The sequence below is a fragment of the Arthrobacter sp. SD1074B genome (assembly GCF_056780195.1).
This window is the reverse complement of the sequence record NZ_JBRAZT010000001.1, coordinates 1,696,128-1,722,287: the sequence shown is the minus strand read 5'-3', so window position 1 is coordinate 1,722,287 and position 26,160 is coordinate 1,696,128. Positions and strand designations below refer to the sequence as shown.

The following is a 26,160-nucleotide window of genomic DNA, read 5'->3' as shown; positions in this document are numbered from 1 at the left end:
AACTCCTTTCCAGCTCGGGCGCACCGGAGCTGGTGACCGGGACGCGCGTGCCGTCGTCGTGCATCAGACGGACCTGGCCGCGGGGGTTCACGGCGGTGCGGGAGCGTCGCCGCAGCGGAGCGGCAGTCAACGTATAAGGTCCGGGACGCCGCCCTCTCGGGGAAGACGCTGAGCAAGCCGGGCGGGCTTTTGGCCACGCAGCTGGGCGGGGCGGTTTCGGGCGGTTATCGCAACGGGAAGGTTCTGATCATCTCATTGGGGTGTGGAAGGCGAAGCGTTGGCGGGGTCTGTCATTGACCTGGTTGGCGACGTAGTCGAGGTCGGTCTGGCTGTAGACGCTCAGGTCGGGTGCCTTTGGGGAAGTACTGGCGCAGGAGGCCGTTCATGTTCTCGTTAGTGCCGCGTTGCCAGGGTGAGTGGGGATCGCAGAAGTAAATATCGATGTCGGCTGCGATCCTCACCTCCTTGTGCCGGCGCATCTCGGTGCCCTGGTCCCAGGTCCGGGAAGGGCGCAGTTTCCGGGAGTTCTGTCAATGGCCAATAGTTTGTGCCCACGGGCGGCCAGCAAAAATGCCCGCTGGTGGCCATGAAAACTGCCCACTCATGGCCACGAGATCTGCCCACCGGGTGTTCGGTGGCGTTGGCCATGTTGGGGTGTGGGTTTAGTTCATTGGGGTGACTCCTTTTCCGGCCAGTGCCTGGCTGAGGCGGATCGATTCTCCTGAGGTCTGGCAGACATGCGCGTGGTGCAGCAGCCGGTCCACGGTGGCGGTGGCGAGGGTTTTGGGCATGAGCTCGTCAAAGCCGGCCGGATGCAGGTTTGAGGAAACCGCGATGGAGCGTTTCTCGTAGGCGGCGTCGACGAGGCGGTAGAGGCCCTCGGCCGCGTCCGTGCCCACCGGCAACAGGCCGATGTCATCGACCACCACCAAATCTGCGCGCAGGATCCGGGCGACGACTCTGGTGACGCTGTCATCGGAGCGGTGGGCGCGCATCAGAGCGCCGAGGTCCTCGAGCCGGAACCACGCGACCCGCAGGCCGGCCTCGACGGCTTGCTGGCCGAGGGCTTCAAGGAAGAACGTCTTGCCCGTGCCGGAGGGGCCGCAGATCACGACGTTTTCCTTCCGCCCGATCCATTCCAGCGTCCGCAGCGCCTGCTGCGTCGGTGCCGGGATCGAGGAGGCGTCAGGGTCCCAGGTGTCGAAAGTCTTCCCGGTCGGGAAGCCCGCGGCCTTGCGCCTGGTGGCGAGCATGGACCGGGACCGGCCGGCGACTTCCTCGACAAAGAGTGCCTTGATGACCTCGGCCGGTTCCCAGCGCTGGGCGCGGGCGGTCGCGATCAGTTCCGGCGCCAGCGCCCGCGCATGGGGCATCTTCAACTGCCGCATCAACGCCTCCAGCTCCGGCGCCAGTACGGGCGCGGTGACCGGGACCGGGCTCACGCGCTTTCCTCCAGGGCGCCGTCAACACGGGCGGCAACGGGTGGTCGGCCAATCGCCGCCCACCCGGCGGTGCCCTGGGTCAAGGACCGGGTCTCCCCGGCAGCATGGGTGGTCGTTCGCGTGCTCGCGGCGTTCAGGATCGAGGCCAGGTCCTTGTTCGCGAAGCGGCCATGGATGGCCGCAGTCCCGAGGGCCTGATCGACCTCGGACTGCCCGGCGATCTTCGCCAGGGCGACCGCTTCGGCCATCTTCACGTTCATCCGGGCCGTGCCCGCCGCTGCGGCCTCGAGCAGCCAGGTCCGGGCGCCGTCGCCGATGCTAAGGAACTCCGTCTCCGCGGCCGTCCTGGCTTTCACCGTGTACTCACCCGGGATTTTCGGCCGGTGGTCAGGGAAGTGGGCGTCGTTGATCGCCGGGCTGCCGGGCCGGGCGCGCCGGTGCCGGGCGACTTCCACCGGCCCCTGGCCGCCGAGGTGGACGATGATGACCTGCTCGTCGGCTCCGGCGCCGTGGGCGCGGACGAACACCCGCGCGCCGAGCAGATACGCCGGGACGGAGTACTGCCCGTTCTCGAAGGTGACCATCGGCGTGTTCTCCGGGACACTGCGGGAGAGCCCGAACGCGACGGTGTGCGCGGTGTCCGGGATCCGGTGCAACCGCGGCGCTTCCTCGGCCAGCATCGTCACGGGTTTGCGGCGGGTGGCCCGGTGCTCACGGTGGTTGACCTCGTCCATAAACGCCTGGCAGGCCGCCTCGATCTCGGCGAAGGAAGCGTAGTCGGCACGCAGGTTGGTGTCCTTGGGCACGATGTCGGCCTTGGCGACCTTCACCGAGGCCTCCACGCCGCCCTTGGACGCCGGGTCAGCCGGCTGGCAGGTCAACACCGTCACCCCGTAGTGGCGGGCGAACTCGACCGTCTGCTGGTTGCGCACCGGGACCCCGGCAACATGGGAAACCGTTACGGTCTTCTCGTTATCGGTCAGGACGTAGGTCGGGGCGCCGCCGATGACACGGAAGCTGCGGTCCAGCGCCGCGAACACGCTCGGCGCCGTCCGGTCCCGCAGCGCGATGACAATCCTGAAGCGGGACCATGCCAGCCAGGCCACGAACAAAACGGTCTTCTTCCCCTCGATCACGGGGCCGTCGCCGAAATCGTACTGAAGCCACATGCCCGGTTCCGTGATCCAGGGCCGGTGCACCCGGACATGGCCGAGCCGCCAGGCAGCGCGGACCTGGGCGACGGCCCGGCGGGTCGAGCGCTCCGAACCCTCGTAGCCGAGGTCTCGGAGTTTCGCGTGGGCTTTGTCGGCACGGATCTTGCCCTTGGACGCTTCTATCCATTCCTCGATCTTGGGCAGGTACGCATCGGTGACCCGGCCCCGGTAGACCGGTTCGGCGATCGGCTGGCCGGCGTCGCGGGCAGCGACGTGCCTGGCGACCGTGTGGTGCGAGCAGCCGGTGAGTTCCGCGGCGGCGCGCAACGATCCGGTCAGATCATACGCAGCGAGTATTTCCATGATTTCTCCGTCAAACTTCATTAGGGCCTCTTCCCGGGCGACTTTGGTGCGACTAGACACCGTCATCAAACCCCGGGGAGAGGCTCCCGCCGCTTAAGCGGCAGGGTTCAGTAAGGAAGTGGGCAGATCTCATGGCCACCAACGGGCAGTTTTCATGGCCGTCAGTGGGCAGTTCCGTGGCCGCCTACGGGCAGTTTTTCATGGCCGCTAACAGAGTTCGTTGACGGCGACAGGCCCAACCGTCGGGCGATCTCACGGATGGATTCCTTCCCCAACAGGAGCGAAATCTCTTCTTGCTCCGGGCCTTCCACGCCCGCTTTTGTCGGTCCCCACGAGCGAATCCGGGGCACCGGAGAGAACGCGTAGCCAGCCAGAGGCTCCTTGACCGGGCGGCGCTGAAGCCCGTTCGTTGTTTACGGTCCAGGGCAGAGGTGTCATTCATTCGTCTGATCAAAGCTAAAGCCGCAGGCACACCTGTAGGTAAGCAACGCGGCCTCGCGCCCGTCGTCCCCCTCTTCCCGTTCTGAAGGTGAAGTGACGGCTGGGCTTAGGGTCATCTGTTCGCCGCAATGGACGTGTAGTGTGAGCATTCGCCGGAGGCTCGGGTCCCCCGGACGCTCCTGGCGGGTTCTCAACCTGGCGTCTCTGCGATGAGGCCCGCCAGTCCCTCGGAGCCTTCGGAAAATCTCTTAGTCACGGCACGTACTCCCTTATGCCTGGCAGCCCTTGGCCCCCCGTCCGAGCGGGTGGCTCTGTTGGCGCAATCCGCATAGCTGGCTACCGCGGTTGGACATCTGAGGCCACGATGTAGGAGTCGCCCTGCCACTGGCGGCTGAGGGACTGATCGAGATCGATCCCGGTTTCCTTTTCTACTTCGGCGACATCGAAGCCCCTATAAACGATGCCCGTGACGTTGACGCTTGCTCCCGGTTTGACTCCGGTGAGTTCGTTCTTGTGCAGAATGAGGAGGTCATCGACGGAGGGCTTGTCGGCATCTTTTATAGAGAAGGCTGAAGGGGAGATAATGGTTTTGACTCGGCCCGGCACGGTAACCCTCTTGTACTCCAGGTCCCCGTCGGGCACGACTTCCCGGATGACGTCAAGGTGGACGTCCTCTATGTCAGTTCCTTTCGCCGGCGCCGCGGAACTGCACCCGCCGGCCGACAACGCAGTAGCGAGAACGGCCACTGCCATCGCCACCCTTGGGAACATAGCTCGATAGACTGGTACGTCTTTCCTCAGTGTTGTCTTCAGGCGTGTCATGTCTCGTCCTCCCTTTGAGTGAACACCGTACGTGGAGCCAGTGGCTCGCCCCCGATCGCGGCCCTTGGGCACACCTGCTTGGCACGGGGAGGCCTGGTCTAGAAACACGGTTTACAAGGCGCAAACCTGCCGAAACCTCTGTATGCACAGTTCCGTGTGGCGCGGGCAGGTGCGAGCCTCGGGCGTGTGCCCGCGTGTAAAAAGCTGGGGGTCGGAAGCGCCGGAACGATGTCCCGTCGTGGCGCTTTTGGTTTGTTGCCCGTCTCCCACGGTAGGGGGAGCATGAGGGCAGCTCAACCCTCGTAACAGAAACGCAACAGCGACTGACCGACGTTTACCATCCTGTTATGCGGTCCGCGCCTCCGGCTGCGCGTGACGAGAACGCCGGAACATAGCCACCGGGCCGTACACCCTGGCCAACACCGCCCGCTGGCTATCCGGTCGCTGTGCAGCACGTTGCCGAGCTTACTGGAGGACGCAGCCGCTCCGCAGAGGGCCAACAGGAGAGACGCGGTGTAGAGAAACCAGGCAATAGCTGCGCGTCTCCTCGCTCTGCTCAGGGAATTCAGCTACTAGGAGCAGGGCCCGATCCAGCCCAGCAGGGAGACCAGAGTGTGCAGACCTGAGTCGGAACGCGGGTCACCTCCTTCTTCAACGTGGCTGGCGAGACTGAACACGGCCGGTGTCAGCGCCGCCGGGTGCGAATTATCCGTTGCCGGAAAAGAACAGCCGGGCGCACTCGACAGGTTCAGCGAGGACCAAGAACCGGTCGGCTGCCCTGGTGGAACCTGAAGTCATGGAAGCCCGGGGACGTCACCTGATCACGGCGGTCTTTCCGCCACCTCACTCTCTTTCTCGTAGCGGTGGATTCCTTGCAGCAGCGCTACGCGTCCAGCGTGCGGTCGCCGAGGGACCAGGAAGCGGTCACGCGAGCACACCGTTTGGCAGCACGGCGTGCACGCCCCAGACCTGGTTCGCGGCCTGGGTGACCCGCAGATCGACGACCGTGCTCGCGAGCGCGAGAGCCGTGGGCTTGTCGACCGAGTAAATCGTGGCCATCCAGATCACCATGGCATCCAGCGCATCACCCATCGCGAGGTTTAGGTCGGCGCTGAAACCGAAGGTGATTTTGCCGGCCGGCGTTTCTGCGTGAAGCGTCGCGAGCGGCCGATCCTGCGCGATGTCGACCTTGGCCTCGGTGCGCATTGGACACTCGATGGCTGTGCCTCCGACTTCACCGTCTCCCTGGGCCGCGTGACCGTCGCCAAGATATAGCAGCGCATCAATCACCGCGACAGGGATGTAGAGCGTAGAGCCTGCCACGAGCTCGCGGCAGTCGATGTTGCCGGCGTTCGCCGCGCGCGGAGGGGTAGTCGAGTGCTCGCCCTCTTCCGCGGGGGCGAGTCCCATCACTCCAAGGAACGGCGCGAGGGGACGACGGAATCCGCGGCTTTCCGTGGCCGTACCAAGCTCGGAGTCGAGGTCCCACAACAGCCAGGACGGCGCGTCCGCTCCGATGTCGAGTCGCTTCGTGATCGGCGATTCGCGGGCACCGGCGACCGTCCAGCCCCAGTCCCCCGGACGGAGATCGACCAGGTGCAGCGCCAGCATGTCGCCCGGCACCGCTCCGCGAATTGCGATGGGTCCGGTAAGGCAGTGTCCACGCCGCTCAGCGAACATCCGGGGTTGCTGCTCCCCCGGAGTCGTCTGCCGGGAGAGGTAGCCCGAAGCGTCCAGGGAACCCACGACTATCGTGTCCCCCGGGTCAACGACGAGTACCGGGCAATGGGCCCGCGAGTACACGTCGGCGGTGGTTTCGGGCGCGGCGTGGAGCTCATGGATTGCCATGGTTTCCTTCGTGAGTTGTTCGGTCGTTGTCAGTTCGACACGGATGCCGTGTTCGACTGAAGCATGTGGCGCCCATTAGCCTAGTGCGCCGGCCCGGGGCCCGGGCACGTGTCATGACCTAGGCGCCCGCCGGCCCAGGCATGCTCCGGAACCGGCGGGCGCCTGCGGCTCTGGCCGGCAGGGTATTCCGGCTGGGCGGTTCAGCCGGCCGTTCCGCTGCGGGAGCACTTTTAGTAAGGCTACTTAGTTCCTGTAGTCTTTGGTCCCATGAGCACCCCTGCGGAACCCACGAGTTCAAGACTCAAGAAGTCAATTACCGGGCCACTTCTTTTCCTGTTCATCCTCGGGGATGTTCTGGGAGCGGGCATCTACGCGCTGGTGGGCAAGGTCGCCGGCGAAGTGGGAGGGGCGATCTGGATTCCCTTGGCCCTGGCCTTGCTCCTAGCGATGCTCACAGCGGCTTCCTACGCCGAGTTAGTCACGAAGTATCCGAAGGCTGGTGGTGCCGCTGTCTTCGCTGAACGGGCTTTCAAAGTACCGTTGATTTCATTCCTCGTCGGTTTCTGCATGTTGGCCGCTGGAGTCACGAGCGCCGCCGGCTTGAGCCTGGCATTCGCCGGGGACTACCTCCGGCCGTTCCTGGACGTGCCCGCGATACCGGCAGCTTTGACCTTTCTGCTCCTGATCTCCCTGCTCAACGCACGCGGGGTCAAGGAGTCCGTCAGGGCCAACGTCGTGATGACCGTAATTGAGGTATCGGGTCTCGTACTGGTCATTGTCCTGGTCGGCATGATGTTCGGCCGCGGTGACGGCGACGCGTCCCGCGTCCTTGAGTTTAATCCGGCCGTTTCCCCGGGGGCTGGAATTCTTGCCGCCTCCTTGCTGGCGTATTACTCCTTCGTGGGTTTCGAAACATCCGCCAATGTGGCCGAGGAGGTTCGGGACGTCCATCGGGTGTACCCAAAGGCACTCTTTGGAGCGTTGTTGACCGCAGGTGGCATCTACGTTCTGATCGGACTGGCTTCGTCGGTCGCCTTGTCTCCAAGCGATCTCAATAGCTCTTCCGGCCCGTTGCTGCAGGTTGTCCAAGCCACTGGTTTCGGAGTCCCGGACTGGCTTTTTGGCCTCATCGCACTCATTGCCGTGGCCAACGGCGCGTTGCTGACGATGATTATGGCGAGTCGTTTGGCGTTCGGCATGGCCGAACAGTCGCTGCTGCCGCCGGCGCTAGGCCGGGTGCTCGCCGAGAGGGGCACTCCGTGGGTCGCCATCGTGGTAACCACGCTGGCGGCCATGGCGCTGACCGCCAGCGGAGACCTTAGTTCACTGGCTGAAACGGTAGTTCTGCTGCTGCTGTTCGTCTTCATCAGCACCAACACGGCCGTTTTGGTGCTTCGCAAGGACAAAGTGGAGCACAAACACTTCCGAGTGCCCCTTGTTATCCCGTGCCTGGCTCTGGTTTCTTGCGTGGTTTTGCTGACTCAGCAAGGAGCGGACATCTGGATACGCGCCGGGATCCTTCTGGGAGCGGGGCTGGTCCTCTTCTTCCTTTCACGATGGATCCGGACCGGAAAACGCCCCGAGGGATCCGCTGACCACCGGTCCGTTCAGCCCGGGAAGGCTCCGCTGGATTCATAAGCGCCGCAATCCGATCCTTCCCGGCTCTCTCCTTCCGCCAGCGACGGCGGGAGCCCGCCCCGCCGCAAATGGACCGCCCAGCGGCGCCGGGAAACCCCACATACGCCCACCAGGCAGTATTTTTCACATAACGTGGGTCTTGGCTGGCCGCAGCCTGGCCCGGGAACGTTTAACGGAGGAGCAAACGTGGAATACATCAAACTCGGAAATACCGGCATGGACATCTCACCCCTGGCCCTGGGGTGCATGACGTATGGAGACCCGGGGCGGGGCCCACATCCTTGGACGCTGCCAGAGGACGAGAGCCGACCGCTGATCCGCCAGGCCGCGGAGGCAGGCATCAATTTCTTTGACACTGCCAACGTTTACTCCAACGGCTCCAGCGAGGAAATAGTGGGCCGGGCACTGGCCGATTTCACCCGCCGGGAGGAAACCATCATCGCCACCAAGGTGCACGGCGTGATGAGGCAGGGCCCGAACGGGCGGGGGCTCTCGCGCAAGGCCATCTTCGCGGAACTCGATGCCAGCCTGACCCGGTTGGGGACAGACTACGTGGATCTCTACCAGATTCACCGCTGGGACCCGGCCACCCCGATCGAGGAGACCCTCGAAGCCCTCCACGACGTCGTCAAAGCCGGCAAGGCCCGCTACATTGGCGCATCATCGATGGCTGGCTGGCAGTTCAGCAAAGCGCTGTACCTCCAGCAGTTGAACGGATGGACCCGTTTCGTGACGATGCAGGACCACTACAACTTGGTCTACCGGGAGGAGGAACGGGAAATGTTCCCCCTGTGCGCCGACCAGAAGATCGGAGTGCTGCCCTGGAGCCCGCTCGCACGCGGGAAGCTCACACGGGACTGGGACGAGAAAACCAACCGGTCGGAAAAGGACGAGTTCGGCAAGACGCTCTACACCACCGAGGAAAGTGACCGCGCGGTCGCCGAGGCGGTGCGTGGCATCGCCGAACGCCGCGGGGTGCCCCGCGCCCAGGTAGCACTGGCATGGGTTCGGTCCAACAACGTGGTCAGCGCGCCGATCGTCGGCGCAAGCAAGCCGGCCCATCTCCAGGATGCCATAGCGTCACTGCAGCTGACGCTCACCCCGGAGGAAAAGGAAGAACTGGAAAGCCCCTACGTCCCACACGCCGTCGCGGGATACTAAACGCGGGGACCGGTGCAGGTGCCCCATCGCGGACGACCAGGAGCATCAGTGTGCCCGCAGGGTTCAAGCAAAAACCCCTCTGACGTGGGGGCCTGCGTGCCCGATGTAGGACTCGAACTGCATTCCAGCCCTTGAATTGCCGCCACTCCCCCGAAAACCTTAGCGATGCGGCCCAGTCCGGCACCACGACCCGATCCGAAGCCCAGGGTGTGCGCATTGTTCACCCCCGTCTTATTGACCACTTCGGCGCCTCCGGCCAGGCTGCCGCAACGGCCTCCTGGACCAGGGCAGCGATTTAACGCGTTAGGCCGGCCCTGTCAGGGGCCGGTCTTCGTCACATCAGTGGGCGGCGTCGTCCCTGCGTGTCGTTAGCCCCGTGCGGATATTTCCCCGGAAGTGTCACCGGCGGCGAGCCCGCGCCGCGTGGCCAGCAGGTCCCCCGACAACGTGGCGCTTGAACTCTTCGCCGCCGCCTGGGATGTGTTCGATCTGAGGCCTGTTGGATGTCCCGCCTAACCGCGTAGCGCTGTGCCGTCGGGGCTTTCGTAAAATGACTTTTGGCCAGATATCTTGCACCGCACCCTAGAGTGAAGTCATGCTGCACTCAACTCGGCAAGGCTCCGGTAAGCCACTCCTCCTTATCCATGGGCTCGGTTCCAGCATTGGCAACTGGCACCCAATAATCCCGGCGCTGGCCGCGGAACGCGATGTAATCGCCGTCGACCTCCCCGGCTGCGGCGAATCCGCGCCGCTTACCGGCGAAACCACCATTGCCACGCTGACCAATGCCGTTGAAGCCTTTATCCGCGACGAGGAACTGGGTGACATTGATCTGGTGGGCAGCTCCATGGGCGCCCGCATGGCAATGGAAATGGCACGGCGAGGGCACGCTGGCACCACGATCGCACTGGACCCTGGTGGCTTCTGGAATGACCGCCAGGCAGCGATCTTTGGTGCAAGCATCAAAGCATCTGTCGCACTGGTGCGCCGCATCCAACCGGCGCTCCCCTTCCTCACGGGCAACCCCGTTGGCCGCACGGCCCTGTTGGCTCAGTTCTCCGCCCGCCCCTGGAAGCTGCAGCAGGATCTGGTCCTGCATGAGCTTCGCGGGTTCAAGACATCGTCCAGTCTGGACCCGGCCCTCAACGCGCTGATTCACGGACCCCGCCAGGAAGGCGCACCGGCCGGTTCACTCAAGGGCAAAGTGGTCATCGGATGGGGGCGGAAGGACAAGGTCACCGTCCCCAGTGAGGCGGCGCGGGCCACGGAGCTGTTCCCGGATGCAACACTCCACTGGTTCGAAAACTGCGGTCACTTCCCGCACTGGGACCAACCACAGGAAGCGGCGCGCCTGATCCTCGATCGCACCGGCTGAACTGCGGGCGGCGCCATTTACTTTTAGTTGGCTCAGAAAGGTGTCGGCGCGGTGGCCGCCATCGAGCCAGGCCCCGAACACGCCTGGGCCTGGACCCGCGACTGCGTGGCGCTGGACTCGGCGATGGGACGCTACGGGCTGGACAAGCACACGAAGGTGTTGGTCGGCGCCTCCCCTTGCTGGCACGAAGCACGCCAGCTCGCCAACGCAGAATTGGCCGGCGGCCTTGTCCTGGAGCGACCGGCTGGGTGACCCGTCCTCGGCACGGACGGCGAACACATTGCTCTGGAAGCCCGGCGCGGCCGAGCCCGCCGCCTCCAGGACCACAAGTCAGCGCCCTCGGAGGACGACCAACCATCAGCAGATGCAACCAACCTGCTGGCCGGGTACAGCTAGCGCGCCTGTTGTACTAGGACTCCTTGCGGTGCCCGCCAAAGAGCATCGAGGTCAGCGCCATGACCCCGGTGACGGTGAATACTGCCGGCCACGCGCCGATCTTCTTCGCCAGGGGGTGGGACGCGCCAAAGGCCGTAATATACGTGAACGTGAGGGCGGCAGCCCGGGCCGCGCCAGCGTCGTTTTTCCAAACCGTGAAGGCGGCCAAGCCGCAGGCTGCCAAGATGGCGCCGCCTGCCTGCCTGTTGCCCGTATCGCGGGCGACCTTGTAGCCGAGCAGGAGACCGGTCTTGGCCAAGCCGGTCGAAATGATGCGAGACATTCGATTTCTCCTTCGGCGGAACGGATAAGCGTTAAACCCAAGCTTAGGTCCGGCGCTGGGAAACGTAGTCGAAGCGACGGCTGCTGCCAGCTGACGGCAGCCGCCTCGATGAGGGGCCGCCGGGGCGCGCCGGGACCATGATCAGGCGGCCTGTACACGCCGGCCGCCACGGGACTCGCGGCACAGAGGAAAGACCCTCAGCGGAGAGGCTTTCGCGGATGCCTGACCGCTGGGCGCCAGGTCGCGTGCCGCAGCAGTCGATACAGTTCCAGGATCCCGGAACCACCAAACACGGACTCCAGGTGTATCAATGGCGCCTTGCTTGAATGCACAAGTGGACGCGAAGAGGCCTACTGGTACTCAGCGACAGCGGTAACCATCATCACGCCCGCTGCAACCGCCGCCGCGAGGGCGGCCAAGATGGTCGCCCAGGTCAGCACGGAGCGTTCCTTGTGATGAATGATGCTGACCAGTCCGAGGGCTGCTGCCGCGGCTGCGGGTCCTATGCATGCCTGGCCAAGGGCGTGCCGCACCCAGGTGGCGGATGGGTAGTCCATCATGGGCAGGAGTGTGATCCATGCGATGAGGGTTGCCACCACGGTGATGGTTGCGAAGAGCAGGCTCCAGCGCCCCGAGGCTGATCGTGGTGTGATTGCCAGGGACATGTCTTCCGCCTAGGGGTGGGGTGTAAAGAGACTGATGAAAAAGGCGAGATCAAAGAAAGCCAGCTGCGCCGGACCGGCGACCAATGCGATGGCCGACAGCACCGAGCGCTCCCGGTAACTGATAATCGCCGCCAAGGCCAGGGCTGGTCCGGCCATCGCCGCCGGTGTCAGGACGGCCCACGGGCTGAACCCGAGAACCAAGCCGACCGCGAGGAAGGCCGCGGCCCACCACCCTGCGGGAGTTGTCGGCAGGAAACGAACGGCCGCTCCGTCAGCCCGGAACGCCGCGAGCATGCCCAGCACGGCCGCCACGACGAGAGCCATGGTACCGGCGGAGATCAACACGTCAGGGGTTACGGGCACCTGCATGCCCACTGAGATGCCGGCAGATGCGGCAACCATGATCGCCGCCGAAAGGATGAGGAACGCCAGAGCCCAGTAGCCAAGCCGCGTGCGGAACACGCGGTGTTTTCGCGTCTGGGCTGCGACCGCTGCGACGACACTGAGAGCAAAACAGCCGACGACGACGATAGCCCAGATGGCCTGCCCTGCTGGTGGAGGCCCAAACGGTATCGACGCCACGGTCAGGGCTGTGATGAACAGCACCACGGCCGTTCGGGTCAGCCAGACATCCGGCAGAACGCGACGCTGGGTAATCGCGGATTGGATCGGGACTGCCATCTGAAGCTCCACATCGGTCCGGAATTGCGCCTGTGAAAGGTGAACTGTGGGATGGAAATAACTGCACAAGGCACAGCCGGAGGCTGTTGGACCCATGTCTTGGCCGGCGACCATCCCCTCCTTCTGAAAGACACTGCGTTCCTATAAGAGCATCGCCTGATCGGTACGCCGGGGCTAGGGCTCAAAGTCCCGTCAGCAGACGCACAGGGGACGCGGCTGCGACGTTCCTCAGCGCCCAAGGATGGGACGCTTCTCGAGTCGACTCGGTGTGGGATCCGCGGCTCGGGCCAGGTATCCCCGCCTCATGATCGAGCAGTGCTTAGGGATGCGGTTGTCCAGCAGGCATTGCGCAACCCAGGTAGGGCGCCGGCAGCTTCCACGCCCGGGACGCTGCGGCGGGCTCACCGGAGCGCTCCTCGCCTCCGTCTGTTGCGAACTTAGGGGTCAGGTTTGATGATTATTGGAAGCCATCCAGACAAGCGCCCGTGGGCGCACCCTTGCGCGGCGCGGCCCTACATTTCAGAAACTGCGGTGAAAAGTGAGTAATCCAAGCCAGACCATTGGATTCTTGATCCACGACAACGTCACCATGGTCGACATTGCCGGGCCAGCTGATGTGTTCCACCACGCTAATGCCTTCGGGGCCCGTTACGAGACTGTTTTGGTTTCCGCCGACGGCAACGCTCAGCGCGCTTCCAACGGTCACTATCTAACCGCCGAGGCCGCCGCCGGACAGACAGGCGCCTTGGACACGGTCATCGTTCCGGGTGCTTACGGGATGGTGACGAAACCTTTCGAGCAGGTGTTGGTCGACGCGGTTTCCGATCTAACGGCTGATGCCAACAGGATTGCCTCCGTCTGTACCGGTGCTTTCCTGCTGGCGCAGAGGGGCTTGCTGAACTACCGCAACGCAACTACCCACTGGACCCAGATCGAAAGGTTCAGCAGGTCATATCCGCTGGTACATGTCGTCCCTGATGCGTTGTTCGTGCAAGACGGTTCGATCATCACTTCCGCGGGTGTCAGTTCCGGGGTCGACCTGGCCCTGTTCATAGTTGAAGACGACTACGGCCCCGACGTTGCCCGCGCCGTCGTCCGTCAAATGGTTATTTCTAATCAACGGCCGGGAGGCCAGTCCCAGCGCCCGGTCGCGGTCCGCGTGAGCGCACCCCGCGGCCACGCCCTCCGCAAACTCCTGGACAGCATCACGGCCGATCCCGCCGCAAACTACTCGATTGATGCCATGGCCGCCATGACGAATCTCAGCGCCAGTAGCCTCACCCGGCGATTTCAGGAGGCAACCAACACCACTCCTAGTCGGTACGTTGAAATGGTGCGCATCGAGGCCGCTCAGGCAATGCTCCAGAGAGGAGCCACTGTTTCGGCGGCTGCGTCCGCCAGCGGATTCGGAAGTGCCGAAACGATGAGGCGCGTCTTCACGCAGAAGATCGGAATGAGTCCATCGCTGTATCTGGAAAGTCTCCTGACACAGCCCTAATGCTTCCCAACCTCACCGCCTGCTCAGTCGCAGGCTGACGCCATCTGGGGGCTGGTTGACAGGATTCGCGGGTCCGCCGGCGCGCTCCCTCGGCAATGCTGGATGCATCCGGTGAAATCCGGAGCGTCCACAAAAGAGGAGATGGTCATGCCCTTCGTAAATGTCAAGCTCGTCGACGGCGTCTTCACGGAAGACGAAAAGCACCGGATGGCAGCTGCGTTAACTGACGTCATGGTCAAGTTTGAAGGATCCGAAGCTTTCCGCGAGGTGGTCTGGGTCCTCATAGAGGAACTGCACACCGACGGCTGGCACATCGGCGGTCTGCCCTTCAGGGGACCGGCCAGCCTGATGGATGGACTCGCCCGTTCCAAGAGCGTTTATGAGTCTATTGACGGCCACCCGGTTACCCGGCCGGAACTGGCAGAGAAAGCGCCGGTTCAAGAAAAGTAACCCCAACTTGGTACGTCATCCATGACGCCCCAATCCCCGTTCGGCGCACAGCGCGACTCCGGGCCCATTCAAGGGGACAGCGGAATTGACCCAATCCTTCCGAACCCGGACTGTGCGCAGGAAACTCCCGTACGAACAACAAATACAGGAAAGCAATCACCTCACTCCGACCGGAGTTGTGATGACGCTGCGAAAACGTTAGTTCTCAGCTTCGAGACAAGGATCAGGAATATGGGCTACATCAAAGTCGGTACCGAGAACAGCACAGACATCGAGTTCTACTACGAGGACCACGGGACGGGCCAGCCAGTTGTCCTTGTCCACGGCTACCCTTTGGATGGTGGCTCCCGGGAAAAGCAGACAGCGGCCCTCTTGAATGGCGGTTTACCGCGTCATCACGTACGACCGCCGGGGGTTCGGCAAATCCAGCAAACCGACGACAGGCTACGATTACGGCCGTCCTGGTCGGTTTCTCGATGGGCACCGGCGAAGTCGGACGCTATATCGGCTCCTACGGTCAGGCCCGCGTGGCCAAGACAGCGTTCCTTGCCTCTCTCGAACCGTTCCTTCTGCAGACCGAAGCCTGGCGGCGTTCCGTCGTCGGTGTTCGACGGCATCCGCAACGCCGCCATTGACGACCGCTACGCATGGTTCGCCGACTTCTACGACAACTTCTTCAATACCGACAAATTCCTTGGAAACCGGCTCAGCGAGGAAGCGCTGCGCAACGCACCGCACGGCATGCTCTGGACGCACGCCACCAGTATCAACGAAATCCTGCTCCGCTTCCTGGCCAAGTAACCGCCCGGGCTGGCCTCGGCGCAGGCCTCCCTGCCAGCGCAGCCTTCTATGGCTCATCACAACCTCACACCCTTGAAAGCAGAGCAGAAGATGGACAAATTCCTGAGTGAGCACGAAGCCACCCGATGGATGAATCGATACGTACAAGCGTGGAGGACAAACCGCGTCGACGCTACAGCCGGCGTTTATGCCCCAGACGCCGAATTCCACGAACGGCCGTACGAGACTGATTGGCATGGTCTGGACGAAATCATCGCGGGATGGAAATTGAGGGCGGGATGGAAGGGAACAGATTGCTGGACCTTCGACTGGAAGCTCCTGCACATTACGGGAGACACCTTCGCTGCCCAGGGTACGGGGACCTATCCCGCCCTTGGAACCTTTGACAACCTTTGGGTGGTCACTCTCAACGAGAACGGGGCAGCAACGGCGCACTGGCAGTGGAACAACCAGGTTGCACCTCCTGCCGGTGCGCCCGACCTAGGTCTGGCTCAATGATCCAGGCCGTTACATCCTCCGCCCAGACAGACAACTCCTGCCCTGTCCCTCCTCCCACCCCGAAAGGAAAACGAGAATGACAACCGCAACCCCTAAAACGCTGGTCCTTCTGGATCACCCCGACCTCAGCCGGTCCCGCGTGAATCACGCTCTGGCCGCCGCATTGGAGGATGCGCCCGGTCTTGCGGTACGTGACCTGCGCCGCCTGTACCCGGACGGCCGGATCGACCTCGCTGCTGAAAGGGCTGAAGTGGAAGCGGCGGACAACGTCGTTCTGCAATACCCGACACACTGGTACGCACCGCCCGCCTTCATCAAAAACTGGCTGGATGAGGTGCTGGTCCGAGGCTGGGCCTACGGCACCGGGGCGCCGGGGGCGCTTGCCGGTAAGACACTGCGCGTCGCCACCAGCACAGGAGGCACCAGGGATGCCTACTCCCCCGACGGCTTCCACGGATGGGACTACACCGACATCCTCATCCCTCTGCAAGCCACGGCCCGTCGGCTCGGAATGCAATGGCTCAGCCCCTTTGTCCTGCACGGGGTGCGTGACCTGACGGAAGAGCAGCTGCAGGACCTCGCCCGGGACTACCGCCGCCTACTAGAGGCAAGCTCCGTGCCCGAGCACGTGTCATGACATAGGCGCCCGCCGGCCGGAGTATGGTCCGGAGCCGGCGGGCGCCCATCACTCTGGTCGGCAGGGTGTATTCCGGCTGGGCGGTTCAGCCGACCGCGCCGCCGGGGGTCGCAGGCCTAGTGGGAGATACCTTTTGGATTCCCTTGGCCTTTGTGCCGGGCGATGCACACAGCGGCATCTACGCCGAGTTTGTCACGAAGTCCCCGAAGGCGCGCCGTTCCACCATCTTCGTCCAGGACGCACCGGGACGCACCGGAACAGCAGCTTCCAGGAGCGGCCCCCACCGGGGAGCTTACAGACGTCCCGCCGCCACAGGAAAGGACTGCTGCCGACAGCGACAGGGGCTAGCGGACAACCTAGGCGGCACGGACTGCCGCAGATCCGCTGGCCGCCGCCCTGGCGATCAAGTGTGCGGCAAACGGCAGGCCTCTGGCGCCGGCCCGTGCGTAGTCGTCGATGGCGGTGACGTCCTGGCCGAGGCTTGTCATGGCCGCGGCGAAGATGTCCATGTCAATGATCTGCAGGTCCTTGAGATGGTCGGCGTTGGTGGTGGTAACGGCACCGGTGAGCGCCTCGAGGGCAAAGCTGCGACCGGTTCCGGAGAGCAGTAGGTCCGTTAGCGCGCCGAGGTCGAGGTCCAGATTGTTCGCCAGGGCGAGGATGTCCTGGACGTTTTTCTGGTTCATCATTAGCAGGGCGTTGTTGATGAGTTTTCCTGTCTGCCCCGACCCGGCGGCGCCCATATGGGAGACCTTCCCGGAGAACGCTTCAAGGACGGGACGGGCCGTGGTCAGAGCCTGGCTGGGGCCGCCGACGATAGTCGTCAGCTGACGTGCTTCGGCTCCAGGCCGGCCACCACTGACCGGTGCATCCAGGACGAGGACCCCTGTGTCGGCGGCCCGCTCGGCCATGGCGGCGGCATAACCGGGAAGTCCGGTGCCGTGGTTGATGAGAATGGTGCCCGGCCGCATGCTTCCGAGCAGGCCGCCCGACGTAAGGACCTCCTCGATGTCGGAGTCCCCGCGAAGGCACAATCCGACCACGTCAGTGGCCATGCCGAGCGCGGCGAGGGTTTCGTGCCGGACGAAGGGGAGGCCGTCGAGAGCGGTCAAGGATGCCTCGCGACGGACCCAGACGTTCAGTTCGAAGCCAGCCTCGGCGATGGTCCGTGCCATGGGGGCTCCTTGGTCTCCGAGGCCGACCCAGCCGACGCTCAGTTCGGAGGCAGTGCCCGGGGTGATCGCTGGTGTGGTCGGTGTTGCGTCGGGTGAGGCGGCGCTGCCGGTCATGTCATTGTCTTTCTCTGTGGAGGAGTTGATGGCTTTCACGCAGTTTTCCGGGCCAGTAGTTCGATCGAGAGATCCCAGAGGCGTTCTGCGTTGGCCGGATCGAGTGCGTAGGGTGCCACTCCGGTGTAATCGGGGCCTCGGTGGTCCACGGTGCGGGCCTCATTGACGTCCTCAAAGTAGCGTCCGCCGATGCCCTCAAGCTCCGCAGAAGTCGCCACATACAGTGTGGTCGCCGCACCCTGCTGGGGAGTTTTCTGGCGTTCGACGGGAGTCCGCAACCCTCCGGTATGGCGCTGGAGCTTGGTGGCGATAGCCCCGGGCATGACGGCGTTGCAGGTGATTCCGTCCTCGGCCCAGCGCGCGGTCACGCCCACGGCGAACAAGGCTGAGGCGGTCTTGGACTGCCCGTAAGCGACAAATGCGTCATAGGAGACGAAGTTGAAATGCGGGTCATCGAATATGACCGGGGAGAACAAGTGTCCACTGGAGCTCAGGGACACGATACGGGCGTTCCCCGCCTCGGCGAGGGCTCCATGCAGTGCCTGGGCGAGGGCGAAGTGGCCCAGATAGTTCGTGGCGAACTGCATTTCCCAGCCCTCCGGTGTGCGCTCGAGTTCGGGCAGGGCCATGATTCCGGCGTTGTTGACCAGCACGTGCAGCGGGCCGGTCCACTCGTCGGCGAACGCGGTGATGGTGGACAGGTCAGCCAGGTCCATCCGGCCGAGGAAGATGTTGTTGTTGCCAGTTGACTCGCGCAATTCCTGGGCTACCGGCGTCGCGGCCTCGACGTTGCGCACCGCCAGGGTTACCTCGGCACCGATGTTGGCGAACGCGCGGGCTGTTTCGATTCCGATGCCGGAGGCGCCGCCAGTGACGACGACGCGCTTTCCGGTGAAGTCGATGCCCTCGGTGACATCCGAGGTGGTGGAGCTGAATCCGAAACCGGTGGTGATTCTTGCCATGGGGTTGGTCCTCTTTCGGCGGGTCGGGAAGTGTCTTTTCAGAAGAGCCGCCCGGCGTCCTCCGGCTGTAAGCCTGAATAAGCGCGGGGGTCTGGGCAGCTCTAGAATTCAGTGTGCTCCCGCCGGAATCGGGCAGCCAGAACCCTGCGATTCATATGAATGCCGGGGCCACCCTCGGGGGAATACAGGGCCGACGAGCGTGGAGGGGTCAGGCCATGCCCGGGAGTGTCCGGGCCAGGCGCTCCAGTGCCCGTTCGGAGGCACTGCCGGGCTCGGCGTGGTGAATGACGAGGAGGTGACCGTCCGTTCCGGGTACGGCCAGTTTTTCGTGGAAGAGCTCGAGTTCGCCTACCAGCGGGTGATGCAGCAGACGCTTGCCCGCCACCTTGGGGCGGACATCGTGGCGCCCCCAAAGCTGGAGGAAGTACGTGCTGCGCTCTGATAGCTCCATGACCAGCGCCTCGAGTTGCGGGTCGTTGATGCACTCCCCCACAGCTGCGCGGAGTCCCGCGGTCGCGTCTTCCATGACGTGTTCCCAGTCCTCGTAGAGCTCACGTTCGGCGGGATCCAAAAAAGCTGCCCGCAACACGTTCGTGCCTGGTTCGTTTCTCGGGGACAGGGCAACGGCCAGCGGATTGGCGGCGAGGACGTTCATGAAGCGGTCCTGAACAAAGGCCGGAACCTGGGCCATCGTGACCAGCAAATACGACAAGCCTTCCGCCACCCCGGCCGACGCGGGACTGGCCACGGCCTGCGGGACCGGTTGCGCGAGCCGGTGCAGATGGACGGTTGCGGGCGGGTCCAGACGCAGGGCGCGTGCGAGAGCGTCCAGTATTTGCGGGGACGGGTGGTGGTCTTTGCCCTGCTCCAGGCGCACGTAGTAATCGACACTGATGCCTGCCAGGCCTGCAACCTCTTCACGGCGAAGACCCGGAACCCGGCGCCGCCCGTAGCTGCGCAGTCCGACGTCTTCCGGCCGGATGAGCTTACGGCGGGCCTGCAGGTACTCTCCGAAAGCGACGTTCTTTGCCACGGACCAAATCTACGCCCGGCCGCCCATCAAACGCGGCACTGCCGAACTTTCATAAAAGAACTGTCCATTGCCTTAATGGTCCTTTATCGGGAGTCCAGAATGGTGGGAGGCGCTCAAGTGCCTCGGAATTCTCTGCCCAACTCATGGCCCAGTCTCACTTCCGGGAAGTCACCGAATACGCGGGCTTCGCCTCTCGGGCTCCGCCAGCGGACAAAGGATGTCGATTTATCCGATCTTCCCCGCTCCCGTTTGCCGGCCATGCCCCAATTCCAGGCCTCGCGTGCACAGAACACGAGGTTCTGTCGGAAATTGTCCGCCCTTCCTCCAATCCAGCCATGGCCGCGTAAGCGACCCGGTACCCACTCGTTGTCCGGGGCCGTGGCTGGGGCATGCTGCCACTGCATCGGCGCGCCTGTGGCGTGCAAGGCGTTCGAAAGTTCACTACTTCCAGACAACGTCGCTACTTCCAGACTCTGCAACTCTGTCGGAGGCGTCGAGAGCTATGAGTTGTCTGCCTAAGCTGACGGAGAAGCCATCCGGCTGCTGCTGGGTATGTCATGGATCCAGCAGACCTGCGGCTTAGATCGGCCGCCCACGGGCGCTCTGAGTCCGGGAGTGGGACTTTCCAGCAACGGCAAGTTGCACGGATTCAGTTTAAGTAGTCGGCGATGATTTCATGAAACCAGCGCAACGCGCGGGACCGTGGAGCCGTGCCGTTCCAGTACAGCGACACGTCGCGTGACGGAACATTAAAATTACAACCGTCTGCCCGCAGCGAAGAAACGGGGCCAAGATCCACGCGGCGGACCCACCTGCTGGCACCGACCGCCAATTCCGGCCCAAATCACCGGTTATTCCGGTCGTCCATCGCGCCCACTCTTGACGGTTCCGTCCCTACAATTAACTGTCGGCCTCCACGGCATTCACGTCGCGGGGGCGGCCAAATAAGGAGAACTACCATGGCTTTGGGTGACAAGATCCACAACGCCGCCGAGAAACTCCACGGCAAGGGCAAAGCAGCCGCCGGCGATGCCACCGGCAACGACCGGCTGAAGGCCGAGGGCAAGGGCGAGCAATTCAAAGCGGACCTGAAGCAGGCCGGCGAAAAAATCAAGGATGCCTTCAAGAAACACTAAGACACGCAGCCAAGAGGCAGAGGTGCGGTCCGGAAGACCGCACCTCTGCCGCTGCCTGGCAGCAGGAAAGATCATGCGCCCGCTCCCGAAGCCTTCTTCAAGTCCCAACATCTGTGACTGATAAGTTTCGGTTGACAGGGCATCGGGCTTCATGTGCAGGTCCCGGTCCCGGTGGACTAATTCCTCAAAAACTGGGATAGCGCAGCCGCGCGCTTTGCTGCCTCCCAGCCGTTGCTGCACTTCAGGCAGAGGCGGGTTCCGGTGGCACCGAAAACAGGGCTCGGCTGCCCACAACCGGGGACAATTCTCGAAGGGTATCCACCGCTACGGCGGCCAGGGAGCTACCCGGACGGCTCACCAATTCAGCCGTGGATAACCCGAATTGACCCCAGCATGGACAGATGAGGAGTTAGTCGGGAGTCACCGCTGGGGGGATCTACCGTCTTTCCTAACGCTGGTTCGTCTTCAATGAGCGAAAGCTCCTTTAGAGCAGGGTATGGGTCATGTCTCTACTCGCACGACGTTAAAGGGCGTCCCATAGTTTCGATCGTCGTTCGGGTTGGGGTGTCTCATTTACGGTTTTAGGCCAATACGGGGCGGCCACTGCCGCTCCGGTGACTTCGGCTGCCAATACAAAAGTGGCAGCGAGCCCCTAGACAGCGGCGACGGCACCTGCGGCCGTCGCGCCGAGCGCATGCCCCAGGACGAGGGGAACAAACAGCAGCGAGGTACCCGTTGCAGCACGACCAAAGTCGCGTTCCGGATTGAGGCCCGAACAGCCTCACGGCGTAGGAAGTGAACCGCGGTTTATACCCGCTTAACCGCATGAGTGAACGGAAATTCCTCAAAGGCTCTCCGTACCGCTACCCCCGACCAAATCCCGCACTTTACAGAACCTCCGGCGACAGTTGGAGCCCGCGTAGCTGAGCCGAGGACACCCCCATTGCGTTGGTAACGGATTGGTGTCGGTTCGGTGGGGACCCATCCGGGAGGGCGTGTGCTGCCGAAGTACTCCTGACAGACCAAGCCGGCCCCGCAGGAAAGTGTCAGCCCGTACCAGGGCGGCGGGGACGGGACACCCATTGAGCCATTTCCAAGGAGCACTCCCATGCGTACATCCATCAAGACTTTCCTCGGCGTCGCCGCTGCCGGTTCGCTCATGTTCTCCCTGGCTGCCTGCAGTCCGGCGAACAACGCTTCCTCCGCCCCGGCCACCTCGGCGTCTTCCCCGGCCGCGGCTGAAAAGCCCGAGCCGCTCGCCTCGATCCCGGCACTGACCGGCGTCTCCACCGCGGTCAAGCTCGATGCGTCCTTCGCGAAAGCCCTGGAAACCCTCAAGCTCACCCCGGGCACCGTCGGTACCGCCAAACTGACCGACGGCTCGCTGGTCTTCCCCATCACCGGCGGCAAGGTCGACTACTACGACCCGGCCAAGGACTACCGCCCCTACGTCCAGGGCCTGATCAGCCACGCCGGCTCCGGGTTCTCCCTCACCGCCGGTGACACCAAGGTCGAACTGACCAACTTCACCATCGACCCGGGCACCTCCAAGCTCTACGGCGACGTCGCAGTGAACGGCACCACCGCCGTCAAGCAGGCCTACATCTTCAACCTCGACGGCTCCACCCTCAAGCCCCTCCAGGCATCCGGTGACACCGCCGTCCTCGAAGGCACCCGCGTCCTGATCTCCGACACCGCCGCCGGCCTGCTGAACAAAACCTTCAAGACCGACGCCGTGAAGGCCGACATGCTCGTCGGCATCGCCAAGATCACCGTCAACACCAAGTAACACCCCACCAGGAAAACTCGCCGGATGCATGGTCTGCACCGGTGGGAAGTGCCACGGTTCCGCTTCTGACGGCACCGTGGCACTTTTCCTTGCCTGGACCGTGGTGCGTCCCGGCCGACGTGGGCCTTCCCCGCCGTAGCCTTGAAAGGTGACTGAAATGACCGAAGTTTTGGTTGATGTGGTTCTACCCTGTCTGAACGAGAAGGGCGCACTGCCCTGGGTACTCGCGCGCCTGCCGGAGGGGTACCGGGCAATTGTGGTCGACAACGGCTCTACGGACGGTTCCGCTGAACTCGCCACCCAACTTGGTGCCATGGTCATTCGCGAGGAACGCCGCGGTTTCGGCGCTGCGGCCCACGCGGGCCTGCTCGCCTCCACGGCCGAATACGTGGCTTTCTGCGACTGCGACGGTTCGCTGGACCCGGCACAGTTACCGGCGCTGTTCGCCCCGGTCATCGACGGCAGTGCGGATCTGGTGCTCGGCAGCCGCCAGCCGCAGCGCGGTTCCTGGCCCGCCCATGCCCGTGTCGCGAACGTCGTCCTGGCTTGGCGGCTCCGTAGGCTGACCGGGGAACGGGTGACGGACCTTGGCCCAATGCGGGCGGGCCGCCGGGTCCAGCTGCTTTCGCTGGCATTGGAGGACCGTCGCAGCGGCTACCCGCTTGAGATGTTTCTGAAGGCGAGCCTTCGCGGCTGGAGAATCCTGGAACTACCCGTTCCGTACGCCCCCCGGACTGGCAAATCGAAAGTCACCGGCACCCTCCTCGGAACAATTACCGCGGTGCGGGATATGTCGGTTCAGCTCAGGGCGGCCGCGGCCGCCGCGGGTTCAGGACCGGTCCTCAAGCGCACCGGCGACGAATCATGAGCATGCGCAACCTGAATGATCTGACGGTGGCCGTCATCGCCAAAGAGTGTCTGCCCGGACGGGTGAAGACCCGGCTTAGCCCGCCGCTATCTCCCGAAGATGCGGCCCATCTGGCGCAACTCAGCCTCAGCAGCACTCTGGAAACCGTCAGGCAACTGCCTGCGCGAGACCGACTTCTGGTTATGGACGGTGCCCCGACCGCGGGAGACGCACAAGGTTTCGTTGTGGTGCCTCAGGTTTCCGGAGGACTCGACGAACGACTCGCCGCCATCTGCGATGCCGCTTCCGGTCCGCTATTAATCATCGGCATGGACACACCACAATTCGCGCTGCACCATGTCGCGCCGTTGCTCAATGATTGGGGCACCGGAAGGGCAGTCCACGACGCGTGGCTCGGGGCCGCCTCCGACGGCGGATTCTGGGCTCTCGCGCTGCGCAAACCAACAGGCACCCTCATCCGTGGGGTGCCGATGTCCACTGACACCACCGGAGCCCACCAGTACGCCAGACTCCGTGCCGCCGGCCTCACGACCGGGATGCTACCCGAGCTGCGGGATATGGACTACTTCAGCGATGCAGTGGAGATCGCTGCCGGAATGCCCGGCACCGAATTCTCGTCGGCCGTGGCACAGGCCGCGCTCGTGCTGCAGGACCAGGCACCAATCGCTGGGGCCGGGGGATGACGGCCGTCGGCATGACGCCGCTTGCGCTTTTCGGCCAAGGCCGACGGGAACCCTATGCCCGGGCCCTTGCGAACGGCTTCGGCACTCTGACGCTGCGGCCGGACACCGAACAAGATGCTGCGCCCCCCGTTACTTTCGACGTCAGCAACTGGTGCGACGAGGCAAGCCCACTAGAGATTTCGCTGTTGAGGAACCTGCAGGGACCCGTGCTCGACGTCGGATGCGGTCCCGGCCGGCTGCTGGCCGCAGCCCAGGACATGGGCCTGACGGCCCTGGGCATCGACACGAGTGCCGAGGCTGTCCACCGGGCCCGTGGCCGCGGCGCCCGCGCCCTCGAACAGTCCATATTCGCCCCGGTTCCCCACGCCGGGCAATGGCAATCCCTGGTCCTGCTGGACGGAAACATCGGGATCGGCGGCAGCATCACGACCCTGCTGCGCCGGTGCCTGCAGCTCATCGCCCCCCAGGGGACTCTCCTGGTGGAAGTGGAAACCGATGCCGAACTGGACACCGTCTACGCGGCGGTCCTGGAAGACGCCCAAGGTAACCAAAGCGAGCCTTTTCGGTGGGCCAGAACCGGCGCCGCCGGTCTCGAATCCCGCGCACTCCGCGGAGGATGGACCATAAAGTCCGTCCACCACAGGCAGGGCCGCGTCTTTTGTCGACTCTCGCCAGCCATAGGTCCGGACGGATTCACAGCATGAGAGTCCGGCCGCAATCTGAAGGCACGCCCGGCGCGGCCCGCGCTTCCGGGCGCCGGACGGGAACCTACGCCGCTCTGGCCACCGTGCTCATCATGGCCGCGACAGTGCTTTGGTGGATGGTATTGCCGCGGAATCCCTTCGAGTCGGCTCCCATCGTCGGCACCTGCATCTCGTGGATATTGCTGATGGCGGCGGTCTTCCTGCTCAGGCGGGTGCCACGGGACCGCATTGGGGCGGTGATCATAGCGGGCACGGTTTTGCTTGGCGCGGTTGCCGTAAGCGCACCGCCACGGACCAGTAACGATTCTGCACGATACGCCTGGGACGGAATCGTTCAAAAGGCGGGAATCTCCCCGTACTCGCATGTACCGCTGGATGAGACACTTGCCGGCCTGCGGCCGGGCTGGCTGTTCGCGCCGGGCTCCTTAGACAGCGACGGCCGACCGGTTTGTGCCAAGGAGCTATTCGGCACTGAATCCGTCGCTGCCCTGGGGTATCCGTCGGGGACACCCTTGTGCTCGGCCATTAACCGCCCGCACGTGCACACCATCTATCCGCCAACCGCTGAGATTTACTTCCTCGGAGTGCGGGCGGCCGTTCCGGATTCGGTGGGGTACCTTCCTTTCCAGCTCGGCGGGCTGCTAATCAGTGTGGCCGTTGGAGTGATGCTGCTCCGCATTCTCGCCGCCCGCGGGATGCCCCTCCATCTGGCCGCAGTGTGGGGATGGAGCCCTTTCGTGCAGCTCGAGGCAATCAACAACGCCCACGTTGATCTCTTGGGCGGCGCCCTCATTCTCGCTGCAGGAATCCTTCTGACAGCAGGAAAGCCGCTCCGCTCTGGCGTTGCTTTCGGAGCCGCAGTGGCAACGAAACTCATTCCGGCCATCGCGGCCCCGGGATTACTGTTCAAGCGCCCGGCACGTTTCATCGCCGCCGCCGTGGCGACGTTCACGCTGCTCTACGTGCCTTATCTGGCGTTCGCGGGAGCGGGAGTCCTCGGATTCCTCCCCGGTTACCTCAAAGAGGAGGGCTACAGCCAAAGCGGCGGGATCCGATTCGGCCTGGCCCAGATCGTCGCGGCCGGGCCTTGGATCCCCGTACTGAGTGCGGCCGCCCTGGCTATCGTCGCTCTCGGTGTGCTTAGACGGACCACGGCGGCGAATCTCTGGGAACAGCAGACGGTCATGATCGGGCTGACCCTGCTGATCGTGAGCCCGAACTACCCGTGGTACGCACTGATGCTCATGCCGTTCATCGTCTTGAGCCGCCGCTGGGAATACATCAGCGTCATTCTGGCTCTGGACGTGATCTACATGGTTCCCTCGGCCGCCCCATACAGTGAGCCTCTTAACCAGGGCGTCCTCCTCTTGGCCGCCTCCACCGTCGCGACCGGAGCGTGGCTTCGACGCCGCCGTGGAATTGCAACGGCTGCCCACCAGCGGCTGCAGGCCGAGGCAAGTCACCTCGCGGCCGCACCCCAATGACCCCGGTGACCGACCCACAG

At 63.9% G+C, this 26,160-nt stretch carries 24 protein-coding genes and 2 pseudogenes; 15 read left to right on the top strand and 11 right to left on the bottom strand.

Annotated features, from left to right (window positions below; genetic code table 11):
- Positions 1-247: 247 nt before the first annotated feature.
- From ACUYM2_RS07960 to ACUYM2_RS07940, 5 genes and pseudogenes are all read right to left on the bottom strand, one after another.
- Positions 248-515 (bottom strand): annotated as a pseudogene (locus tag ACUYM2_RS07960) (IS30 family transposase); the annotation flags it as partial.
- 147 nt (positions 516-662) lie between these two features.
- Complete coding sequence (gene istB / locus ACUYM2_RS07955) at positions 663-1,442, bottom strand: IS21-like element helper ATPase IstB (RefSeq protein ID WP_476975977.1); 780 nt, start codon at positions 1,440-1,442, stop codon at positions 663-665.
- The gene (gene istA / locus ACUYM2_RS07950) at positions 1,439-2,980 is read right to left on the bottom strand and encodes an IS21 family transposase (RefSeq protein ID WP_476975978.1); all 1,542 of its coding nucleotides are present in this window, start codon (positions 2,978-2,980) and stop codon (positions 1,439-1,441) included. The genes istB and istA overlap by 4 nt, the downstream gene beginning before the upstream one ends.
- Before the next feature lie 756 nt (positions 2,981-3,736).
- Entirely contained in the window at positions 3,737-4,222 is a 486-nt protein-coding gene (locus ACUYM2_RS07945) for a hypothetical protein (protein ID WP_481599579.1), read from the bottom strand.
- A gap of 924 nt (positions 4,223-5,146) precedes the next feature.
- A complete protein-coding gene (locus ACUYM2_RS07940) occupies positions 5,147-6,070 on the bottom strand; it encodes an acetamidase/formamidase family protein (protein ID WP_481599578.1) in 924 nt (307 codons plus the stop codon).
- A gap of 267 nt (positions 6,071-6,337) precedes the next feature.
- Here ACUYM2_RS07940 and ACUYM2_RS07935 point away from each other — a divergent pair, with 267 nt between their 5' ends.
- The 4 genes from ACUYM2_RS07935 (at position 6,338) to ACUYM2_RS07920 (ending at position 10,496) form a co-directional block, all read left to right on the top strand.
- Positions 6,338-7,708: an APC family permease gene (locus ACUYM2_RS07935; RefSeq protein ID WP_481599577.1), complete on the top strand. Its 1,371-nt coding sequence runs from the start codon at positions 6,338-6,340 to the stop codon at positions 7,706-7,708.
- A gap of 186 nt (positions 7,709-7,894) precedes the next feature.
- Positions 7,895-8,869: an aldo/keto reductase gene (locus ACUYM2_RS07930; RefSeq protein ID WP_481599576.1), complete on the top strand. Its 975-nt coding sequence runs from the start codon at positions 7,895-7,897 to the stop codon at positions 8,867-8,869.
- A gap of 595 nt (positions 8,870-9,464) precedes the next feature.
- Positions 9,465-10,244: an alpha/beta fold hydrolase gene (locus tag ACUYM2_RS07925; RefSeq protein WP_481599575.1), complete on the top strand. Its 780-nt coding sequence runs from the start codon at positions 9,465-9,467 to the stop codon at positions 10,242-10,244.
- Between the two features lie 27 nt (positions 10,245-10,271).
- Positions 10,272-10,496, top strand: coding sequence for a hypothetical protein (locus ACUYM2_RS07920; RefSeq protein WP_481599574.1), 225 nt, complete (start codon positions 10,272-10,274; stop codon positions 10,494-10,496).
- Between the two features lie 157 nt (positions 10,497-10,653).
- On the opposite strand, the gene ACUYM2_RS07915 is transcribed toward ACUYM2_RS07920, so the two are convergent.
- From ACUYM2_RS07915 to ACUYM2_RS07905, 3 genes are all read right to left on the bottom strand, one after another.
- A complete protein-coding gene (locus ACUYM2_RS07915; RefSeq protein ID WP_481599573.1) occupies positions 10,654-10,962 on the bottom strand; it encodes a hypothetical protein in 309 nt (102 codons plus the stop codon).
- Between the two features lie 350 nt (positions 10,963-11,312).
- Positions 11,313-11,627 carry a hypothetical protein gene (locus ACUYM2_RS07910; protein WP_481599572.1) on the bottom strand — a complete coding sequence of 105 codons (315 nt, stop codon included), beginning with the start codon at positions 11,625-11,627 and terminating at the stop codon, positions 11,313-11,315.
- A 9-nt stretch (positions 11,628-11,636) separates the two neighbouring features.
- Positions 11,637-12,308 carry a hypothetical protein gene (locus ACUYM2_RS07905; RefSeq protein ID WP_481599571.1) on the bottom strand — a complete coding sequence of 224 codons (672 nt, stop codon included), beginning with the start codon at positions 12,306-12,308 and terminating at the stop codon, positions 11,637-11,639.
- Between the two features lie 568 nt (positions 12,309-12,876).
- Between ACUYM2_RS07905 and ACUYM2_RS07900 the strand changes: the two genes are divergently transcribed.
- The 5 genes and pseudogenes from ACUYM2_RS07900 (at position 12,877) to ACUYM2_RS07880 (ending at position 16,192) form a co-directional block, all read left to right on the top strand.
- Positions 12,877-13,806 (top strand): GlxA family transcriptional regulator, encoded by a 930-nt coding sequence (locus ACUYM2_RS07900; protein WP_481599570.1) that lies wholly within the window; start codon positions 12,877-12,879, stop codon positions 13,804-13,806.
- 147 nt (positions 13,807-13,953) lie between these two features.
- Positions 13,954-14,256: a tautomerase family protein gene (locus ACUYM2_RS07895; RefSeq protein ID WP_476892656.1), complete on the top strand. Its 303-nt coding sequence runs from the start codon at positions 13,954-13,956 to the stop codon at positions 14,254-14,256.
- Between the two features lie 231 nt (positions 14,257-14,487).
- A pseudogene (locus ACUYM2_RS07890) lies at positions 14,488-15,057 on the top strand (alpha/beta fold hydrolase).
- Between the two features lie 72 nt (positions 15,058-15,129).
- Positions 15,130-15,555, top strand: a complete 426-nt coding sequence (locus ACUYM2_RS07885) for a nuclear transport factor 2 family protein (RefSeq protein ID WP_481599569.1) — start codon at positions 15,130-15,132, stop codon at positions 15,553-15,555.
- A gap of 76 nt (positions 15,556-15,631) precedes the next feature.
- Positions 15,632-16,192: an NAD(P)H-dependent oxidoreductase gene (locus tag ACUYM2_RS07880; protein WP_481599568.1), complete on the top strand. Its 561-nt coding sequence runs from the start codon at positions 15,632-15,634 to the stop codon at positions 16,190-16,192.
- Between the two features lie 356 nt (positions 16,193-16,548).
- Here ACUYM2_RS07880 and ACUYM2_RS07875 read toward each other — a convergent pair whose 3' ends face one another.
- From ACUYM2_RS07875 to ACUYM2_RS07865, 3 genes are all read right to left on the bottom strand, one after another.
- Positions 16,549-17,520 carry an NAD(P)-dependent oxidoreductase gene (locus tag ACUYM2_RS07875; RefSeq protein ID WP_481599567.1) on the bottom strand — a complete coding sequence of 324 codons (972 nt, stop codon included), beginning with the start codon at positions 17,518-17,520 and terminating at the stop codon, positions 16,549-16,551.
- Entirely contained in the window at positions 17,517-18,443 is a 927-nt protein-coding gene (locus ACUYM2_RS07870) for an SDR family NAD(P)-dependent oxidoreductase (protein ID WP_481599566.1), read from the bottom strand. Before ACUYM2_RS07870 ends, ACUYM2_RS07875 begins: the two co-directional genes overlap by 4 nt.
- 208 nt (positions 18,444-18,651) lie before the next feature.
- Positions 18,652-19,476 carry a helix-turn-helix domain-containing protein gene (locus ACUYM2_RS07865; RefSeq protein WP_481599565.1) on the bottom strand — a complete coding sequence of 275 codons (825 nt, stop codon included), beginning with the start codon at positions 19,474-19,476 and terminating at the stop codon, positions 18,652-18,654.
- 959 nt (positions 19,477-20,435) lie between these two features.
- Between ACUYM2_RS07865 and ACUYM2_RS07860 the strand changes: the two genes are divergently transcribed.
- The 6 genes from ACUYM2_RS07860 (at position 20,436) to ACUYM2_RS07835 (ending at position 26,140) form a co-directional block, all read left to right on the top strand.
- Positions 20,436-20,612 carry a CsbD family protein gene (locus tag ACUYM2_RS07860; RefSeq protein ID WP_481599564.1) on the top strand — a complete coding sequence of 59 codons (177 nt, stop codon included), beginning with the start codon at positions 20,436-20,438 and terminating at the stop codon, positions 20,610-20,612.
- Positions 20,613-21,720: 1,108 nt separating this feature from the next.
- Positions 21,721-22,401, top strand: coding sequence for a hypothetical protein (locus ACUYM2_RS07855; protein ID WP_481599557.1), 681 nt, complete (start codon positions 21,721-21,723; stop codon positions 22,399-22,401).
- 157 nt (positions 22,402-22,558) lie between these two features.
- On the top strand, positions 22,559-23,269 hold the full coding sequence (locus ACUYM2_RS07850; RefSeq protein ID WP_481601435.1) for a glycosyltransferase family 2 protein: 711 nt from the start codon (positions 22,559-22,561) through the stop codon (positions 23,267-23,269).
- Positions 23,266-23,952, top strand: a complete 687-nt coding sequence (locus ACUYM2_RS07845) for a TIGR04282 family arsenosugar biosynthesis glycosyltransferase (RefSeq protein WP_481599563.1) — start codon at positions 23,266-23,268, stop codon at positions 23,950-23,952. Before ACUYM2_RS07850 ends, ACUYM2_RS07845 begins: the two co-directional genes overlap by 4 nt.
- A 185-nt stretch (positions 23,953-24,137) precedes the next feature.
- Positions 24,138-24,656, top strand: a complete 519-nt coding sequence (locus ACUYM2_RS07840) for a class I SAM-dependent methyltransferase (RefSeq protein ID WP_481599562.1) — start codon at positions 24,138-24,140, stop codon at positions 24,654-24,656.
- The gene (locus ACUYM2_RS07835) at positions 24,653-26,140 is read left to right on the top strand and encodes a glycosyltransferase family 87 protein (protein WP_481599561.1); all 1,488 of its coding nucleotides are present in this window, start codon (positions 24,653-24,655) and stop codon (positions 26,138-26,140) included. The genes ACUYM2_RS07840 and ACUYM2_RS07835 overlap by 4 nt, the downstream gene beginning before the upstream one ends.
- Positions 26,141-26,160 lie beyond the last annotated feature (20 nt).

Excerpts from the sequence above, each read along its gene's own strand:
- istA (WP_476975978.1), bottom strand. The coding sequence starts at position 2,980 with ATGAAGTTTGACGGAGAAATCATGGAAATACTCGCTGCGTATGATCTG.
- ACUYM2_RS07945 (WP_481599579.1), bottom strand. The coding sequence starts at position 4,222 with ATGACACGCCTGAAGACAACACTGAGGAAAGACGTACCAGTCTATCGA.
- ACUYM2_RS07940 (WP_481599578.1), bottom strand. The coding sequence starts at position 6,070 with ATGGCAATCCATGAGCTCCACGCCGCGCCCGAAACCACCGCCGACGTG.
- ACUYM2_RS07935 (WP_481599577.1), top strand. The coding sequence starts at position 6,338 with ATGAGCACCCCTGCGGAACCCACGAGTTCAAGACTCAAGAAGTCAATT.
- ACUYM2_RS07925 (WP_481599575.1), top strand. The coding sequence starts at position 9,465 with ATGCTGCACTCAACTCGGCAAGGCTCCGGTAAGCCACTCCTCCTTATC.
- ACUYM2_RS07915 (WP_481599573.1), bottom strand. The coding sequence starts at position 10,962 with ATGTCTCGCATCATTTCGACCGGCTTGGCCAAGACCGGTCTCCTGCTC.
- ACUYM2_RS07910 (WP_481599572.1), bottom strand. The coding sequence starts at position 11,627 with ATGTCCCTGGCAATCACACCACGATCAGCCTCGGGGCGCTGGAGCCTG.
- ACUYM2_RS07905 (WP_481599571.1), bottom strand. The coding sequence starts at position 12,308 with ATGGCAGTCCCGATCCAATCCGCGATTACCCAGCGTCGCGTTCTGCCG.
- ACUYM2_RS07895 (WP_476892656.1), top strand. The coding sequence starts at position 13,954 with ATGCCCTTCGTAAATGTCAAGCTCGTCGACGGCGTCTTCACGGAAGAC.
- ACUYM2_RS07880 (WP_481599568.1), top strand. The coding sequence starts at position 15,632 with ATGACAACCGCAACCCCTAAAACGCTGGTCCTTCTGGATCACCCCGAC.
- ACUYM2_RS07870 (WP_481599566.1), bottom strand. The coding sequence starts at position 18,443 with ATGGCAAGAATCACCACCGGTTTCGGATTCAGCTCCACCACCTCGGAT.
- ACUYM2_RS07860 (WP_481599564.1), top strand. The coding sequence starts at position 20,436 with ATGGCTTTGGGTGACAAGATCCACAACGCCGCCGAGAAACTCCACGGC.
- ACUYM2_RS07855 (WP_481599557.1), top strand. The coding sequence starts at position 21,721 with ATGCGTACATCCATCAAGACTTTCCTCGGCGTCGCCGCTGCCGGTTCG.
- ACUYM2_RS07850 (WP_481601435.1), top strand. The coding sequence starts at position 22,559 with ATGACCGAAGTTTTGGTTGATGTGGTTCTACCCTGTCTGAACGAGAAG.
- ACUYM2_RS07845 (WP_481599563.1), top strand. The coding sequence starts at position 23,266 with ATGAGCATGCGCAACCTGAATGATCTGACGGTGGCCGTCATCGCCAAA.
- ACUYM2_RS07835 (WP_481599561.1), top strand. The coding sequence starts at position 24,653 with ATGAGAGTCCGGCCGCAATCTGAAGGCACGCCCGGCGCGGCCCGCGCT.